This window comes from Betaproteobacteria bacterium, assembly GCA_016720855.1.
Taxonomy (GTDB): Bacteria; Pseudomonadota; Gammaproteobacteria; order Burkholderiales; family Usitatibacteraceae; genus FEB-7.
Genome location: JADKJU010000003.1, coordinates 337,975 through 353,687, shown reverse-complemented (window position 1 = coordinate 353,687; position 15,713 = coordinate 337,975). Strand labels below are relative to the sequence as shown.

The following is a 15,713-nucleotide window of genomic DNA, read 5'->3' as shown; positions in this document are numbered from 1 at the left end:
GCGGGCTTTCAGTGCGTCCGGGTGACCTTGGCGAGATGGCGGGGGTGGTCGGGATCGTTTCCGCGCGCGCGCGAAAGCGCCTCGGCCATGGGATAGAAACTCTGGATCGCGCAGACGGGATCGAGGTCGATGGATTCCCCCGACACCAGCGGCAGGTCGCAGCCCGGTGTTCCGGCAGGCGCAGCAAGCAACACGCGCGCGCCCCGGTCGCGCATCTGCGCCGCCAGCGCGAGCAGTCCCGGCTGCGCGGGGCCGCGGGGGGCAAAGACGAGCAGGGGATATCCCGGCGTCACCAGCGCCATGGGGCCGTGCTGCACCTCCGCTTCGGAGTACGCCTCTGCCTGCAGGGAGCAGGTCTCCTTCAGCTTGAGCGCGGCCTCCATCGCGATCGCTAGCCCCGTGCCGCGGCCGATGACAAGGAGCCGCTCGGCCCCGGCCAGCCCTTCCACGCCGGCCGACCAGTCTGCGCGGGCGGCCGCTTCAAGCAGGCAGGGCAGCGCCTGCAGCGCGAGGGCAAGCGCTGCGTCCTCCTGCCAGGCGGCGACCAGGCGAGCGCCCGCCACAAGCTGCGCGATGAAGCTCTTGGTGGCGGCGATGCTGCGCTCCTCGCCGGCGTGCAGGGGAAAGACCCACCCCGCGGCTTTCGCGAGGGGGGAGGCCTCGTCGTTCACGAACGCGGCCGTCGTCGCGCCGCCCGCGGTGAAGAAGCGCGTGGGCTCGACGAGGTCGGGGCTCTGGCCCGATTGCGAGAAGACGAGCGCAACGAGGCCCTCGCAGGCGATTCTCGCGTGGTGCAGGGTGAGCAGCGACATCGGGAGCGATGTCACCAGCCGCCCGAGCCTGGCGGTGATGAGGTAGCCCGCGAAGTGCGCCGCATGATCGGAGCTGCCGCGCGCCAGGGTGAGCATCGAAGCAGGAGGCCGGGCGCGCAGCGCCGCGCCGAACGCGGAATAGCGCTCCGCGCCGGCCTCGAGCTGCCGGGCGACAGCGGCAGGCGCTTCGCGCGCCTCCTCAAGCATGTGCGTCGTCAACGCGTTCTCCCTCGGTGTAGACATCCCGGAGTTGCAGGTCGCGGTCGAGCACCACCGCGTCGGCCCACGCACCGGTCACGAGCCGGCCGCGGTCCGCCAGGCCGAGGAAGTCGGCCGCGTAGGTGGAAACCCGGCGGGCGGCATCGGCCAGGTCGAGCCCGAGCGTGTCCACGAGGTTGCGAAGCGCCTGGTCCATCGTGAGCGTGGAGCCTGCGAGCGTTCCGTCCGCCAGGCGCACGCCGCCCAGGCACTTGTGGACGGTGTGCCGACCCAGGCGGTATTCCCCGTCGGGCATCCCCGCGGCGGCGGTGGAATCGGTCACGCAGAAGAGCCGCGGGATGGCGCGCAGCGCCACGCGGATGGCTCCGGGGTGCACGTGAAGCAGGTCCGGGATGATCTCGGCGTACTGCGCGTGCGCGAGCGCGGCCCCGGCGAGGCCCGGCGTGCGATGGTGCAGGCCCGACATCGCGTTGAAGAGGTGGGTGAATCCGGCAGCGCCGCGCCCGAGCGCCTCCACGCCCTCCTCGTAGCTCGCGAGGCTGTGGCCGAGCTGCACCCTCATGCCCTGCGCGCACAGCGCGGCGATCGCCTCGCGGTTCGCGGGAATCTCGGGGGCGAGTGTGACCAGGCGAATCGGGGCGATCCGGTGCAGGCGAAGCACCTCGTCGAGCACGAGGGGGCGTGCGTAATCGGGTTGCGCGCCGAGCTTGCCGGGATTGATGTAGGGGCCCTCGAGGTGCGCGCCCAGCACGCGGGCGCCCCGGGTCCGGCGATTCCCGCAGAGCGGCGCAAGCGCCTCGAAGGCGCGTTCGAGATCCTCGGCAGGTGCGGTCATCGTCGTGGCGAGGATCGAGGTGGTGCCGTGGCGCGCGTGCAACCGCGCCACGCTTGCCGCCGCGTCGCCGCCTTCCATGATGTCGCGGCCCCCGCCTCCGTGCACGTGCACGTCGATGAAGCCGGGAAGGACGATCGGCTTTCCGCCTTCGCGAACGCGCGCGGCACCGACCGGCCTGCCTTCGATGCCCGCGACGCGGCCGTCGGCATCGAATGCGACGCTTCCGTCCACGAAGTCCTGGCCGGCGAGGATGTGGCCTTCGAGGCGGATCATTCCTCGCGCCCCATCTCGGCGACGAAATCGTAATAGTCGCTGCGGCACCAGGAGCAGGTGATCTCGACCGCCTGGCCCGACTCCAGCCGCGCGAGGCGCGTGACGAAGAGCACCGCCTGTCCCGTGGCGATCCCGATCCGGCCCGCCAGGCGTGCCGGGGCATTGACCGCGCGAATGTGCTGCACCGCGCGCGTGGGCGCCAGGCGCTTTGCCGCGAGGTATTCGTACAGCGAGTTGCCCACGGACTCCGGATCGGGCACGGCGGACTCGGGCAGCGCGCTCTCCTCGTAGGCCATCACGACGTCGTCGGCCAGGCGCAGGCGCTTCAGGCGCGCCACGCGCGCGCCGGCGGCGAGCCCGAGGCTCCTGCGCTCCTCGGGCGTGGCCACCGTGATCACGCGCGAAAGCCAGCGCGAGGCGGGCGCATAGCCGCGGCGGTGCAGTTCCTCGGAGAAGCTGGTGAGGCGCGAAAGCGGCTGCTCCAGGTGGGGCGCGATGTAGTTGCCCGAGCCCTGACGGCGCACGATGAGCCCCTGCAGGACGAGCTGGTCGATCGCCTTGCGCGTCGTCACCCGCGACAGTTCCAGCGATTCGGAGAGCAGGCGCTCGGAGGGCAGCGCCTCTTGCGCCTGGTAGCGGCCCTCGCGGATCGCCTCGCCCAGGTGGCGGGCGAGCTGCAGGTAGAGCGGCGTGCTGTCGGCGGGATCGGGCCTGAAGCGGGCGCGCGCGCTTCTCTTCATCGCCTGGCTTCTCCGGCAGGGGGCGGCCCGGGCTTCGTGGACACGGGACACGCTACAATAAGACCAGTTTAATACCACGTCGCGGCGAGCGTCAAACGAACCCATCGCGGACTGCGGACTTGGCGATTGCGCCGGCGCCTGCCTACACTGTCGATCGCCGTCCCCAGCCGAACACGGAATCGCCGGAGAAATTCATGCGCTTCGCCGTCCTCATTGCCTGCTCCCTGCTGTCGTTCGCGTCGATGGCCGGTGCAGCCACGTTCCGCTGGTCCTCCCAGGGCGATGCCGCCACGCAGGACCCGCACGCGCAGGACGAGGGCTTCACGAAGTCGATCAATGCGCTGGTCTATGACCGCCTGATGCTGCGCGACAAGGACATGTCCCTCGTGCCCGGACTCGCCATCTCCTGGAAGGCGGCGGGCACGACCCGGTGGGTGTTCCAGCTTCGCAAGGGCGTGAAATTCCACGACGGCACGCCGTTCACCGCGGACGATGTCGTCTTCTCCTTCGAGCGCGCCGCGAAATCGCGCCAGTTCCGCGCCTATGCCGTGCCCGCGGGCGCGCCGCGAAAGGTGGACGATTTCACGGTGGAGTTCGCCGCCGCCACGCCCAATCCGCTCCAGGTCCTCTACATCTCGGAAGTGCCGATCATGAGCAAGGCGTGGTCGGAGAAGAACAACGTGGTCGATGCGCAGGACTTCGCCACCAGGGAGGTCACCTACGCCTCCAGGAACGCGATGGGAACCGGGCCCTACCGGCTCGTTTCCTACGAGCCCGGCCTGAAGACGGCGCACCGGAAGAACCCGGACTGGTGGGGCATCGGGGAAGGCCGCTTCGAGGGCAATGCGGACACGATCGAATACCGGCCCATCGCGAACGCCGGCACCCGGATGGCGGCGCTCAAGTCCGGCGAGATCGACTTCGTGCTCGACCCTTCCGTGCAGGACATCGCGAAGCTCAGGCAGGACAGGGACTTCAGGGTCTGGGAAGGCGACGAGTCGCGCATCATCCTGATCGCGCTCGACCAGGCGCGCGACGAGCTGCTCTTCTCGGACGTGAAGGGCAGGAACCCCTTCAAGGACAGGCGGGTGCGCCAGGCGCTCTACCAGGGCATCGACATCCAGGCGATCAAGTCGCAGGTGATGCGCGGGCTTTCCACGCCGACGGCTATCCCGACGCCCAACCCGAAGGGCGAGGGCATTCCGGCCGAGCTCGACAAGCGCTACCCGTTCGACGTGGCTGCGGCCAAGATACTGCTCGCGCAAGCGGGCTACCCGAACGGCTTCGGCTTCACGCTGCACTGCCCGAACGACCGGTACGTGAACGACGAGAGAATCTGCGTGGCGCTCGCGGCGATGTGGGCGCGCATCGGCCTGGCCGTGAAGGTGGATGCGATGCCGAAGGCGCAGTACTTCCAGCGCACGCCGAAGAAGGAGTTCAGCGCCTGCATGCAGGGGTGGGGCGACAACAATCGCGACGCCATGTTCACGATGCGCCCCATCCTGCACAGCATGCAGCCCAACGGCGCGGGCGACACGAACTACGGCAACTTCCGCAACGCCGGGCTGGACGACCTGATCGACAGGGCGGAAGGCGAGATGGACATGGCGAAGCGGCAGGCGCTCATCAACGATGCCGTGCGCACCGTCCAGCGCGACGTGAACATCCTGCCGCTGCACCGGCAGGTGGTGCCCTGGGTCTCGCGCACCAACGTGAGCGTCGTGCACCGCCCGGACAACTGGCTCTGGCCGCTCTGGGTCAGCGTGCGCTAGCGATCGGCGCCCGCCTGCCGCGGCGCCCCGCCTGACGGACGCGACCAACCCCATGTCGCTCACCCACTTCTGGACGGCGTTCTTCCTCATCGGCTTTGCCGCCTCGGTGGGGCAGTTCCTCTTCGCGGGGGACGTGGATGTCTTCAAGCGCGTCGTGGACGGCATGTTCGATTCGGCGCGCGTGGCGGTGATGGAAATCGCGCTGCCGCTCGCGGGCGTGATGACGTTCTGGCTCGGCATCCTTGCCATCGCCGAGAAGGCGGGCGCGATCGGCGCCATCGCGCGGATGATCTCGCCCTTTTTCTCGCGCATCTTCCCCGGCGTGCCGAAGGACCACCCGGCCACCGGGCACATGGTCATGAACTTCTCGGCGAACCTGCTGGGCCTGGACAACGCGGCCACACCCTTCGGGCTCAAGGCGATGCAGAGCCTGCACTCGATCAACCCGAGGAAGGACGAGGCGAGCGACGCGCAGATCATGTTCCTGGTGCTGCACACCTCCGGGCTCACGCTCATCCCGCTGTCGATCATGGCGCAGCGCGCCGTGCTCGGGGCGGGCGACCCCTCGGACATCTTCATTCCCTGCCTCATCGCGACCTATGCCGCCACGGTGGTGAGCCTGGTGGCGGTGGCGCTCAAGCAGCGCCTGGACCTGCTGCACCCCGTGGTGCTGGCATGGCTGGGCGCGATCACCGCCTTCGTGGCCGGGCTGGTCTGGCTCATCACGATCGGGCTTTCGAAGCCGCAGGTCGAGGTCTTCTCCAAGGTCGTGTCCAACCTGGTGCTCTTCGGTGTCGTGATCGGCGCGCTTCTCGCCGCGATCCGCAAGCGGGTGAACGTGTACGACGCCTTCATCGAGGGGGCGAAGGGCGGCGTCCAGACGGCGCTCATGATCATTCCCTACCTGGTCGGGATGCTCGTGGCGATCGGCGTGCTGCGCAATTCCGGCGTGCTGGGCTACGTCGTCTCCGCGTTCGCGTGGCTCTTCGGCGCGCTGGGCGTGGACACGGACTTCGTGGGCGCGCTGCCCACGGCCCTGATGAAGCCGATCAGCGGCAGCGGAGCGCGCGCGATGATGATCGACACGATGAAGATCCACGGCGCGGACTCGTTCGTGGGGCGGCTCGCGTGCATCTTCCAGGGCTCCGCGGACACGACCTTCTACATCGTGGCGCTCTACTTCGGTTCCGTGGGCATTCAGCGAACGCGCTATGCGATCCCGTTCGGCCTCATCGCCGATTTCGCCGGCGTGATCGCGGCGATCCTCATCGCCTACGCGATGTTCCACTGAGCCGGCTTGCGCGCGCCCTTCCCCGGCGCGATGGGGTCTTCCCGATGACGCCGCGTCCCTAGGTCTTTGCGAAGGCCGCGTGCAGGCCCGGCACGGGGTGCCCGGCTTCCTTGCGGATGACGGCCGGCTCGATTCTCCACTCCACGAGCCCGTGGGCCGCCGCGAGCGCGCGAAGGTAGGCGGGCGCGTGCGCATAGCGACCGGACCGTGCAAGGCGGAAATCGCCCTCGCCCTCGAGCCGCTCGACGGAGAAGGCGAACATCCCGCCGGGTGCAAGCGCGCGGGCGACGGCGCGGTAGATGGCGTCGAGGTCGCCGACGTACACGAAAACGTCCATGGCGGCCGCCAGATCGCATTCGCCCGCAGACTTGCCGTCGAGGTAGGCGGTGATCTCGGCCTCGTCCAGGCAGTCGTACAGGTTGCGCTCGCGCGCCTTGGTGAGCATCCGGCCGGAGAGGTCCGCGCCTGCCAGGCGAGCCGCATACGGCTTGAGCACCAGGCCGGACAGCCCGGTGCCGCAGCCCAGGTCCTCGATGCGAAGCTGTCCTTCGCGGCCCGCCAGCCAGGGCGCGAGGAATTCGGCCATGCGCTGCGGCGTGCGGTACTCGAGGTCGCCGACCAGGTGCCGGTCGAAATCGGCGGCCGACCTGTCGAAGACGCTGCGGATGTAGCCGTCTGGCGCCCGCCCGGTCTGGACACCGGCGACCGAGTCGCGCAAGTGCCTCAGCCCGTCATGGCCGGGGTCGAGGACGAGCGCCGCGTCGAGAGCGACGACCAGCTCGGCGTCGCGGTCGGCCCGCAGGCACAGTTCGCCGAGGTTGAGCCAGGCCTCCATGTAGTCCGGGCGCAGGCGGACCGCTTCCAGCCCGTGGCCGATGGCCGCCTCGGATTGCCCGAGCTTGCCGAGCGTGTTGCAGAGGTTGTTGCGCACGGCCGCCAGTCGCGGATTCGCTGTCGCCGCGCGCGAAAACGCGTCCGCGGCCTGCGTGAGCTCACCCCGGGCGAGCAGGCACATCCCGACCCCGTTGAGGACGAGGGGATCGTCGGGCTTGAGCACGAGCGCGCGCCCATACGCGGCTTCGGCCTCGGCGTGGCGCCCATCCAGCTCCAGCAGGTTGCCGAGGTTGGCCCAGGCCTCGAAGAAGGCCGGGCGCAGCCCGAGCGCCTGGCGGTAGGAAGCGATGGCCTCCCCGGCGCGGCCCGCGCCCGCGAGGCATAGGGCCCGCACGAATGGGTACTGGGCATGGGTCCCGGCAAGGGAGATTGCCTGGTCGATGGGCGCCAGGGCTTCCGCGGGGCGGTTCTGGAACAGCGCGGACAGCGCGAGCACGTAATGGGCCTCGGCATTGCGCGGTTGGCGCCCAAGCACCTGCCGCGCCGCGGCCTCGGCCTGGAGGAAGCGGCCGGCATGGACGAGTTCGGTGGCGGCGCGAAGCTGGTCTGCGATGGACTCGCCCGGGCTCAATTGGGCTTCGGGGGTTCGGCGATGTATTCGAACGCCTTCACCACGCGCTGGACCCCGGCGGTGGAACGGGTGACTTCCACCGCGGCGTCGCCCTCGGGGACGGTGACGAGGCCCATGAGGTAGACGATGCCCGATTCGGTGACGACCTTCACGTGGTTGGTCGAGACCTTGCCATTGCCGACCAGGCGCGCCTTCACGTTCGTGGTGGTGAGTGAATCGCTGCCGCGCGAGGAAAGGGAGGAATTGCCGCCCACGGTGAGCTCGTTCGTGACCTCGCGCACGTTGGCGATGGCCTTCACCGCCTCCTCGACCTGTTTCTTCGTTTCCTCGGTGGGGACCTGGCCGGTGAGGACCACGCGCAGGTTGAAGCTCGTCGCGTTGACATGCACGTTCGGGAAGGATTCGCTCATCTTCGCGATCGCCTTCCACTCGATGTTCTCGTCCTCGACGTAGGTTCCGGTGGTGCGCCGGTCGTTGGCCATGACCACGGCGGCGCCAACACCGCCGACGGCGGCCGCGACGCAGCCTTGCAAAATGGGGATCAGGGCCGCGAGGGCGGCGGCGGTGAGGAGCTTGCGGGTCATTGCTTTTCTCCGTGGAGGACGTTGTCGACGGTGTCGCACAGGCAGTGCAGGGCCAGGATGTGCACTTCCTGGACGCGCATCGTGCGCGGGTGGGCGACGTTGAGGTGGTGGTCGTTCGGGCCCAGCATCTTCGCCATGTCACCCCCATCGCGGCCGGTGAGGGCGATGACGGCCATGCCGCGGGACCGGGCCGCCTTCATGGCCTCGATCACGTTCGTCGAGTTGCCCGACGTCGAGAGCGCCAGCAGGACGTCGCCCTCGCGGCCCAGTGCCTCGACCTGCTTCGAGAACACGGCGTCGTACGTGTAGTCGTTGGCGATGGCGGTGAGCGCCGACGAGTCGACGGTGAGCGCGATCGCGGGCAGCCCGGGGCGTTCGCGTTCGAAGCGGCCCACCAGCTCCGCCGCGAAATGCTGGCAGTCGCCCGCCGAGCCGCCGTTGCCGCAGGCGAGCACCTTGTTGCCGCGGCCGAGCGCGGCAGCCAGCGCCTCGCCGGCGCGTGCGATGGCCGGGGCCAGCGTTTCGCTCATGCGCTGCTTGAGCGCGATGGCGTCCTGGAAATGGCTGCGGACGTGGGCGACGTGATCCATGGATGCGGGGGCTTCCTCAGGTTTCGGGCGTGGGCATTGTAGTCCTACGTGCTCTCGAAGGCGCCGCGTATCCAGGCCAGGTCGCCCTGGGGGCCTTGCAGCGTAATGACATCGAAGCGGCACGGGGGTTCCGCCCGCAGCCGGGCGATGTAGTGTCGGGCGGCGGCGACGACCCGCCTCTGCTTGCCGGAATCGACGCTGCCGGCGGCGCCCCCGAAGGCGCTCCAGGAACGGGCCCGTACTTCGACGAATACGAGCGTGGCGCCATCCTGCGCGACGAGGTCCACTTCACCGAACCGGGTGCGGTAGTTGCGGGCGATGATGGACAGGCCCTGGTCGGCCAGGTAACGGGTGGCAAGCTCCTCGGCCTCCTCGCCGCGGCGGCGGGCGCCCAGGCGCGCGGCCGAGGTCATTGCGCGTGCTGCAGCGGGACGGCGCGCCCGGCGTCGAATACCGTCGGGACGAGGGTGCGCACGAAGTGCCTGTCGGCATCCAGCGTGATGCGCCCCGTGACGCCATCGAGGGCGAGCGGCTTGGCGTCCGCCTGCAGCAGCAGCCCGCACAGGCGATAGGCGTCGATGCCAAGGGCATAGAGGCGCTCCTGCTCGACGGACATCGGGGTCTTCGGCGGCGGATAGATCATGACGGCGGGGTGGTCGGGCTGCACGAACCAGGGCATGTCCACATAACGCACACCCTCCAGGTCCACGTTGACCGTGGCGTCGGCGCGCGGGTCCACGCCGAGCGAGGTCGTGTAGATCGGCAGGGTGGCGGAAATGTACGGGCGGACGGCCAGCGTGGCGGCCTGGTCGAGCGCGAGAAAGACCATGTCGCCCTTGAGCGCGGCGATCCTTTCCTTGATGGCGGGCGCTTCTTCGGGGCCGCCGGCGAAAGTGACGCGCCGGGCTTCGCCCGCGGCGCGGCCCCATTCACGCTCGAAGGCTTCCGCCGCGCGCCGGGCGAGCGGCGAGGCGGAGGCGATCACGATGGCCGCGCGCCAGCCGTCATTGATGGCCATGAGCGCCGCTTGCCGGGCCTCCTGCTCGATCGAGAGCGAGATCGAGTACATCCTCGCGGGCAGCGGCGATTCCTGGGGCTGGTTCAGGACCAGCGTCGGCTGGCGCGGGCAATCGCTCCTTGCGAGCCCCGTGGCGCCATCCCGCGTAAGGCCGGCCACGACGAGCACGGCGCCGTCCTTCTGGGCCTTGAGGCACGACTCGAAGACGGCCGGGCCGTCGTCCGCGGTCGCATATACACGCACCGGCAGCGCGTTTCGGCCCGCGACCTCGCCGGCGGTGAGGAACCCCTGGCGCACCGCGTCGGCCACGCGCGCGAGAGACGGCGAGGAAAGAGGCAGGATCAGGGCCACATGCGGCGCCGGGCCCTCGGGGACCGGCAATCGCGCGGGCTTCTCGGGGGCGGCGGCAGGCGGCTCCGGGGGGGCAGGCGCGTCCCGGAGAGGCGACACCACCGTCGATGGCGCGAATCCGGACGGCAAGGTTGTCTCGCGGGGCGGGTCGGCCGAGAATGCGGGCGAAGCCGCGAGGACTGCGGCGAGGAGAATCGCGTTGAAGCGCGCGAAAGGCGAAGGCAAGAGAGGGGACTCCGGTTCGCCGGCGGCGGAAGGCCGCACGGCGGCGTTGTCCGGGAGATTATATGTGGTGGCCACGCCCATCGGGAATCTCGGTGACATCACCGCGCGCGCGCTGGAAACCCTCGCCGCGTGCGACGTGGTCGCGGCCGAGGACACGCGGGTCACCCGGTTCCTGCTCTCGCACTTCGGCATCGCCGCGCGCGTGATCGCGCTGCATGAGCACAACGAGCGCACGGCGGCCGAGGGCATCGTTGCGCTGCTGCGGGAGGGCAAGTCCGTCGCGCTCGCGAGCGATGCGGGCACGCCCGCCGTGAGCGATCCGGGGGCTTTGCTCGTCGATCGAGTGCGCGCGGAGGGTTTTCCCGTCATCCCGATTCCCGGCGCGAGCGCCCTGACCGCGGCCCTTTCCGCCAGCGGCATCGCGGCAGAGGGCGTCGTGTTCGCTGGCTTCCTCCCGGCGAAGGGCGCCGAGCGCAAGCGGCGTCTGGCGCAACTGGCCGCGGGGCCCTGGGCCATTGCTCTCTACGAATCCCCGCACCGCATCGAGGCGACGCTTGCCGACCTCTTCGCCACGCTGGGCGAGCGCGATGTCATCGTGTGCCGCGAGCTCACGAAGCTTTTCGAGACGATCACGCGCGTTCCCCTCTCCGGGGCCGTGGACTGGGTGAAGGCCGACGACAACCGCTCGCGTGGCGAGTTCGTCCTGGTCGTCGAAGGCCGGCCTGTCGAGGCGGCGTCATCCGTCGAGCCGAAGCGCGTGCTGGAAACGTTGCTCGCCGAGCTGTCCGTGAAGCAGGCGGCGGCGCTCGCGGCGAAGATCACCGGCGTCAATCGCAGCGAGCTCTACCAGATGGCGCTGGGGATGGCGAAGGGGGCGGCGAAGTGAAATAGGGGGAGGTCGGGGTAGCGGTTTCGCATTCGACGGCGGACCCAGGGGCACGATTGCGCCGCATCACGATCGACGCCGCGTCCATGGGCACGGGGGCGAGGCAGGAGGCACAGCGATCCAGCTCCCTGGCATCGTGGTCGCCCGAAGGAAAATCCGGGGCTTCCATCCGGATTTTCGCCGCATGGGTGGAAATTCGCGGCCTGGCTTGTTCTGCCTGGCCGCGAATTTCCGGGCCCCCATGCCAAGCGACCGTGGGACGGTGCCCGGGAGCTGGATCGCTGTGCCTCCTGCCTCGCCTTCCTGCTTCGACCGAATACCAGGCTCAGCGCGGCTATAATCGTCTTCACCCATGGCCGACACGCTCACGCTGCTGCGCCCCGACGACTGGCACGTCCACTTCCGGGACGGCGAGGCGATGAAGTCCGTCGTGGGCGCGACGGCGAGCCAGTTCGGCCGCGCGATCGTGATGCCCAACCTGAAGCCGCCCGTGGTCACTGTCGAGCAGGCGGGCGCCTACCGGGACCGCATCGTCGCGGCGCTGCCGAAGGGGGCGCACTTCGAGCCGCTGATGACGCTCTACCTCACGGACAACACCTCGCCCGACGAGATCGCGAAGGCGAAGGCCGCGGGATTCGTGAAGGCGGTCAAGTACTATCCGGCGGGCGCCACGACGAATGCCGATGCCGGCGTGACCGACATCCGCAAGTGCGACGCGGTGTTGGAGGCAATGGCCGAGCACCGCATCCCGCTCCTGCTGCACGGGGAAGTCACGGATCCCGGCGTGGACGTGTTCGATCGCGAAAAGGTGTTCATCGAAACGGTGCTCAGGCCTCTCGAGCGCCGGTTCCCGAAGCTGCGCATGGTGCTCGAGCACATCACCACGCGTGAAGCGGCGCTTTTCGTGTCGAGCGCACCGGCGAACATCGCGGCGACCATCACCGCGCACCACCTGCTCATGAGCCGCAATGCGATGTTCGCGGGCGGCTTCCGGCCGCACCACTACTGCCTGCCCGTGCTCAAGCGCGAGACGCACCGTCTGGCGCTGGTGCAGGCGGCGATATCGGGCAATCCGCGCTTCTTCCTGGGCACGGACACGGCGCCGCACGCGAGGGGCATGAAGGAATCGTGCTGCGGCAGCGCCGGGATGTACACGGCGCACGCGGCGCTGGAGCTTTACTGCGAGGCGTTCGAGCGCGAGGGCGCGCTGGACCGGCTCGAGGGGTTCGCGAGCCGCTTCGGCCCCGATTTCTACGGCCTGCCGCGCAACACCGCGACGGTGACGGTCGAGAAGCAGGCGTGGGAGGTTCCCGCGGATTACCCCTTCGGGGCGCAGACCGTGGTGCCGCTGCGCGCCGGCGAGCGCCTCGCCTGGCGCTTCAAGGGCTGAGGCCCCCAGAAGCGCCTGTGGACTGGGCCGCCGCGCGGACCAGGCTGCGCGGCCCGGTGTTCGCGCCCCTCGCGCCGGCCCTCGCGCGGCTCGATCCCTTCCGCTGGCCCACGCACGCGGACCTCACCCGCCTGGCCGAAGGCATCGTGACCTCGCGCGATATCCCGCTGCGTTTCGTTCCGCCCCGCGCGCAGCGCGACGAACGCCGGCCCAATTACGAGCGGCACATCGCGGAATCGGGCGAAGTCGAGACGCGCGCCGACAACTGGCACGACCTCTTCAATGCGCTCGCCTGGATTGCGTTTCCGAAGGCGAAGGCGGCGATCAACGAGCAGCATGCCGCGATGCTTTCGGCAGGAGGCGAGGAAGAGGCGCGCCGCCGCAACCCCGCGCGTGACGCCCTGACGCTCTTCGACGAGGGCGGCGTCGTGGTGGCCTCGAGCTCGCCGGCGCTCCTGCGGCTCATCGTGGATTTCGAGTGGAAAGAGCTGTTCTGGCACCGTCGCGCGGAACTGTCTGGAAAGGTGCGCTTCATCGCCTTCGGCCATTCGCTCTTCGAAAAGGCGCTGGACCCCTTCATCGGCATCGTCGCGAAGACCGTGTTCGTGCCGGTGAGCGAGATGTTCGCGATGCTGCCGCCGGAATCGCAGGTGGCGCAGGCCGATGTCCTCCTGGCGGCGCATTTCGCGAACCGTTCCCGCTTCACCTCGCCGAAGGTCATGGCGCCGATACCCGTGTTCGGAATCCCGGGGTGGTATCCCGACACCGAGCGCGAGTCCTACTATGACGACAAGGACCACTTCCGCGAAAGATAAGGGCCCGGCATGAGGAAATTCGGTGCCCGGCACCGGTGCCTGGCGCCGAATCTCCGTAGAATGCAGGGGTGAAGCAAGCCGGACGGTCGCCGTACCGCAGATGCGGTGCGGAGGAAAGTCGGGACTCCACAGGGCAGCGTAGCGGGTAACTCCCGTCCGCCGTGAGGCGAGGATCAGAGCAACAGAGACGAGTCCCGGGTTGTCGGGACCACCGCGGCTTTCGTGCGGTTGTCCCATTAGCAACCCGGGGGTGAAACGGGCAATCTCTACGCGGAGCAACACCAAATAGGCAGACGACGAAGCGGCCCGCTGAGTCTGCGGGTAGGTGGCTCGAGCGCAGCGGCAACGCGGCGCCTAGAGGAATGATCGTCATACCCCGCAAGGGGCGTAACAGAATCCCGCTTACAGGCTTGCTTCACATTTTCCTTTCCCTGCTGCTCGCCTTCGCCGCGGCTGCGTCGGCAGCACCGCCCGGACCGTCCCGCCTCGCGTTCGTCGAGGAAGTGCCCTTCATCACGACGCCGGACAGCGTCACCGCCGCGATGCTCGACCTCGCCGCCGTGAAGGCGGGCGACCACGTGATCGACCTGGGCTCCGGGGACGGCCGAATCGTGATCGCGGCGGCTCGGCGGGGCGCCACCGGCATGGGCGTGGAGATCGATCCGCGGCTGGTGGAGGAGAGCATCCGCAACGCAAGGCGCGCGGGCCTTTCGAAGCGCGCGAGATTCCTCGAGCAGGACCTCTTCAAGACGGATCTTTCGCCGGCGACGGTCGTCACGATATACCTCCTGCCGGAGGTGAACCTGCAGTTGCGCCCGGCGATCCTGCTCCTGCGTCCCGGTACCCGGATCGTGTCGCACGACTGGGACATGGGCGACTGGAAGCCCGATCGCAGCGTGACGCTCGCGGTGCCGGAAAAGTCGATCGGCCTGGGGAAGGCCAGCACGGTTCACCTGTGGATCGTGCCCGCGCGCGTCGAAGGGCTGTGGTGCGGTGCGCAGGGCAAGCGCCGGGCGGCCCTGCGCATTCGCCAGGCGTTCCAGTTCCTGGAAGGCGAGATCGAGATCGACGGCAAGCCGGCCGTCGCGATCGCGGGCCGCGTCGACGGGGCGACGATGGCGATCGAGCGTGCAGGCGCCGACGGTGCGGGACGATTGCAGTTGGTTTTCGCCGAAAGCGTCCTGCGCCCGACGCTGGCATCGGTGACTTTCGCGGCGGCGAAGGGACTCGAATGGCGGCGCGCGCAAGGCGCGATTTGTCCGGGACTGGAATGAAGGCAACGCATCGTCTTGACCTGGGGCAGACGATGCTCGCTTGAAGGGAGGCGAGATGCGATTGCGATCAGCGCTCCTGGTGTTGGGGATCGCCATTTCCGGCACTGAGTGACTCGACACGGCCGGGGTGTGCGGACGCTCGAACACCGGCTTTTCCCTCCTGTTCAACTGGAACCTGCTGCCGAAGGATTGCTTCGGGTGCCGCTTTCATCGGGCTCAGGCGATGGTCGATGGCGTTGCGTTTGCCTCGGTGACCTTTCAGGTCGCGCCCGGCGGAGCCCGCAGCGCGCCCCCGGCCCCCCCCCCCCCCCCCCCCCCCCCCCCCCCCCCCCCCCCCCCCCCCCCCCCCCCCCCCCCCCCCCCCCCCCATGCAGGACCGCGCACGTCATGGCTGCGAAATGAGCGAATTCGGGGCTGGCCGCGCCACGCCTGCGCTCAGCGAACCGCCGCGGCAAGGGACACCCAATCCCCGCGCTTGATGCGCGCCACCACCACGAAGTCCGATCCCCCGGGTTTCAGCACGGCCGCCTCGCCTTCATCGAGATGCGGCGGACCCGCGATCGCCCGGAACGGATTGCCGTGGCTCGTGATCATGCGCAGCGTCCCCGGCTTCGGGGGCGAGGCGAGCAACACGGCGAGCCTCGTGTAATCCGCGTTCGCGTTCGACATGCCTTCGTGACCGCGCACCACTGTCGAAGGCTCGGCGCGCCCGAACATGAGCCTGCCCGTCTCCATCGTGCGGCAGTAGGGACTTGCGATCACCTCGCCGACGGGAAGGCCGAGGGCGCGGATCGCCTCGCCGATCTCTCGCGCCTGCGCGCGCCCTGCTTCCGAGAGGTTGCGCTGATCGGCGCACTCGCCAAGCGTCGTCATGCGCCGGTCGCGCCGGGAGAAGTCCGTCGCGGTGTGGCGGAAGTAGAGCGTGTAGCCCCCGGCACGCAAGGCATCCACGAGAGCGGCGCCTGCAAGCGCGTGCGCGGGATCGGGAGACGAAATCCTTTCGGCCAGGGCCGGCCAGGCGATTGCAAGGGTCGCGATTGCGGCGGCGCAGCGACGGCCGATGGTGCGATGCAGCATGGCGGCTCCTTTCCGGATCCGGGTTCGGGTCGCTCGATGGGATAGACGCCCCCGGGATCCCTCAATCTTATCAAACAACTTTCACTTGATATTCTA

Annotated in this window: 15 protein-coding genes and 1 other RNA gene; 7 read left to right on the top strand and 9 right to left on the bottom strand. The window is 69.3% G+C overall.

Going from position 1 to position 15,713, the window contains the following annotated elements; translation table 11 throughout:
- Positions 1–8 precede the first annotated feature (8 nt).
- Genes IPP91_15300 through IPP91_15290 form a run of 3 tightly spaced genes read right to left on the bottom strand, consistent with a single transcriptional unit; the run spans position 9 to position 2,879 of the window.
- Positions 9–1,019 carry an SIS domain-containing protein gene (locus IPP91_15300; GenBank protein MBL0143432.1) on the bottom strand — a complete coding sequence of 337 codons (1,011 nt, stop codon included), beginning with the start codon at positions 1,017–1,019 and terminating at the stop codon, positions 9–11.
- Positions 1,012–2,139, bottom strand: coding sequence for an N-acetylglucosamine-6-phosphate deacetylase (gene nagA, locus IPP91_15295; GenBank protein MBL0143431.1), 1,128 nt, complete (start codon positions 2,137–2,139; stop codon positions 1,012–1,014). Before nagA ends, IPP91_15300 begins: the two co-directional genes overlap by 8 nt.
- Positions 2,136–2,879, bottom strand: coding sequence for a GntR family transcriptional regulator (locus tag IPP91_15290; GenBank protein MBL0143430.1), 744 nt, complete (start codon positions 2,877–2,879; stop codon positions 2,136–2,138). The genes nagA and IPP91_15290 overlap by 4 nt, the downstream gene beginning before the upstream one ends.
- A 194-nt stretch (positions 2,880–3,073) precedes the next feature.
- Between IPP91_15290 and IPP91_15285 the strand changes: the two genes are divergently transcribed.
- Complete coding sequence (locus tag IPP91_15285; protein MBL0143429.1) at positions 3,074–4,651, top strand: ABC transporter substrate-binding protein; 1,578 nt, start codon at positions 3,074–3,076, stop codon at positions 4,649–4,651.
- Between the two features lie 52 nt (positions 4,652–4,703).
- Positions 4,704–5,942, top strand: a complete 1,239-nt coding sequence (locus tag IPP91_15280; protein ID MBL0143428.1) for a hypothetical protein — start codon at positions 4,704–4,706, stop codon at positions 5,940–5,942.
- A 58-nt stretch (positions 5,943–6,000) separates the two neighbouring features.
- Here the strand turns inward: IPP91_15280 and IPP91_15275 are convergent, their stop codons facing one another.
- The 5 genes from IPP91_15275 to IPP91_15255 are packed head-to-tail and all read right to left on the bottom strand — an operon-like array spanning position 6,001 to position 10,175.
- Positions 6,001–7,407, bottom strand: coding sequence for a tetratricopeptide repeat protein (locus IPP91_15275; GenBank protein MBL0143427.1), 1,407 nt, complete (start codon positions 7,405–7,407; stop codon positions 6,001–6,003).
- The gene (locus tag IPP91_15270; protein ID MBL0143426.1) at positions 7,404–7,991 is read right to left on the bottom strand and encodes a BON domain-containing protein; all 588 of its coding nucleotides are present in this window, start codon (positions 7,989–7,991) and stop codon (positions 7,404–7,406) included. Before IPP91_15270 ends, IPP91_15275 begins: the two co-directional genes overlap by 4 nt.
- Entirely contained in the window at positions 7,988–8,581 is a 594-nt protein-coding gene (locus IPP91_15265; protein MBL0143425.1) for a phosphoheptose isomerase, read from the bottom strand. The genes IPP91_15270 and IPP91_15265 overlap by 4 nt, the downstream gene beginning before the upstream one ends.
- A gap of 44 nt (positions 8,582–8,625) precedes the next feature.
- A complete protein-coding gene (locus tag IPP91_15260; GenBank protein ID MBL0143424.1) occupies positions 8,626–8,994 on the bottom strand; it encodes a YraN family protein in 369 nt (122 codons plus the stop codon).
- Positions 8,991–10,175 (bottom strand): penicillin-binding protein activator, encoded by a 1,185-nt coding sequence (locus IPP91_15255; protein ID MBL0143423.1) that lies wholly within the window; start codon positions 10,173–10,175, stop codon positions 8,991–8,993. The genes IPP91_15260 and IPP91_15255 overlap by 4 nt, the downstream gene beginning before the upstream one ends.
- A gap of 46 nt (positions 10,176–10,221) precedes the next feature.
- Between IPP91_15255 and rsmI the strand changes: the two genes are divergently transcribed.
- The 5 genes from rsmI (at position 10,222) to IPP91_15230 (ending at position 14,540) form a co-directional block, all read left to right on the top strand.
- Positions 10,222–11,061, top strand: coding sequence for a 16S rRNA (cytidine(1402)-2'-O)-methyltransferase (gene rsmI, locus IPP91_15250; GenBank protein MBL0143422.1), 840 nt, complete (start codon positions 10,222–10,224; stop codon positions 11,059–11,061).
- Between the two features lie 352 nt (positions 11,062–11,413).
- Positions 11,414–12,451, top strand: a complete 1,038-nt coding sequence (gene pyrC, locus IPP91_15245; protein ID MBL0143421.1) for a dihydroorotase — start codon at positions 11,414–11,416, stop codon at positions 12,449–12,451.
- A 17-nt stretch (positions 12,452–12,468) separates the two neighbouring features.
- Complete coding sequence (locus IPP91_15240; protein MBL0143420.1) at positions 12,469–13,266, top strand: DUF3025 domain-containing protein; 798 nt, start codon at positions 12,469–12,471, stop codon at positions 13,264–13,266.
- 70 nt (positions 13,267–13,336) lie between these two features.
- An RNA gene (gene rnpB, locus IPP91_15235) (RNase P RNA component class A) lies at positions 13,337–13,687 on the top strand.
- The gene (locus tag IPP91_15230) at positions 13,677–14,540 is read left to right on the top strand and encodes a methyltransferase domain-containing protein (protein ID MBL0143419.1); all 864 of its coding nucleotides are present in this window, start codon (positions 13,677–13,679) and stop codon (positions 14,538–14,540) included. The genes rnpB and IPP91_15230 overlap by 11 nt, the downstream gene beginning before the upstream one ends.
- Positions 14,541–14,975: 435 nt before the next feature.
- Here the strand turns inward: IPP91_15230 and IPP91_15225 are convergent, their stop codons facing one another.
- On the bottom strand, positions 14,976–15,617 hold the full coding sequence (locus IPP91_15225) for a histidine phosphatase family protein (protein ID MBL0143418.1): 642 nt from the start codon (positions 15,615–15,617) through the stop codon (positions 14,976–14,978).
- Between the last annotated feature and the right edge of the window lie 96 nt (positions 15,618–15,713).

Coding starts and splice junctions, on each gene's coding strand:
- IPP91_15300 (MBL0143432.1), bottom strand. CDS start 1,019: ATGCTTGAGGAGGCGCGCGAAGCGCCTGCCGCTGTCGCCCGGCAGCTC.
- IPP91_15260 (MBL0143424.1), bottom strand. CDS start 8,994: ATGACCTCGGCCGCGCGCCTGGGCGCCCGCCGCCGCGGCGAGGAGGCC.
- IPP91_15290 (MBL0143430.1), bottom strand. CDS start 2,879: ATGAAGAGAAGCGCGCGCGCCCGCTTCAGGCCCGATCCCGCCGACAGC.
- IPP91_15225 (MBL0143418.1), bottom strand. CDS start 15,617: ATGCTGCATCGCACCATCGGCCGTCGCTGCGCCGCCGCAATCGCGACC.
- IPP91_15265 (MBL0143425.1), bottom strand. CDS start 8,581: ATGGATCACGTCGCCCACGTCCGCAGCCATTTCCAGGACGCCATCGCG.
- IPP91_15280 (MBL0143428.1), top strand. CDS start 4,704: ATGTCGCTCACCCACTTCTGGACGGCGTTCTTCCTCATCGGCTTTGCC.
- pyrC (MBL0143421.1), top strand. CDS start 11,414: ATGGCCGACACGCTCACGCTGCTGCGCCCCGACGACTGGCACGTCCAC.
- nagA (MBL0143431.1), bottom strand. CDS start 2,139: ATGATCCGCCTCGAAGGCCACATCCTCGCCGGCCAGGACTTCGTGGAC.
- IPP91_15270 (MBL0143426.1), bottom strand. CDS start 7,991: ATGACCCGCAAGCTCCTCACCGCCGCCGCCCTCGCGGCCCTGATCCCC.
- IPP91_15285 (MBL0143429.1), top strand. CDS start 3,074: ATGCGCTTCGCCGTCCTCATTGCCTGCTCCCTGCTGTCGTTCGCGTCG.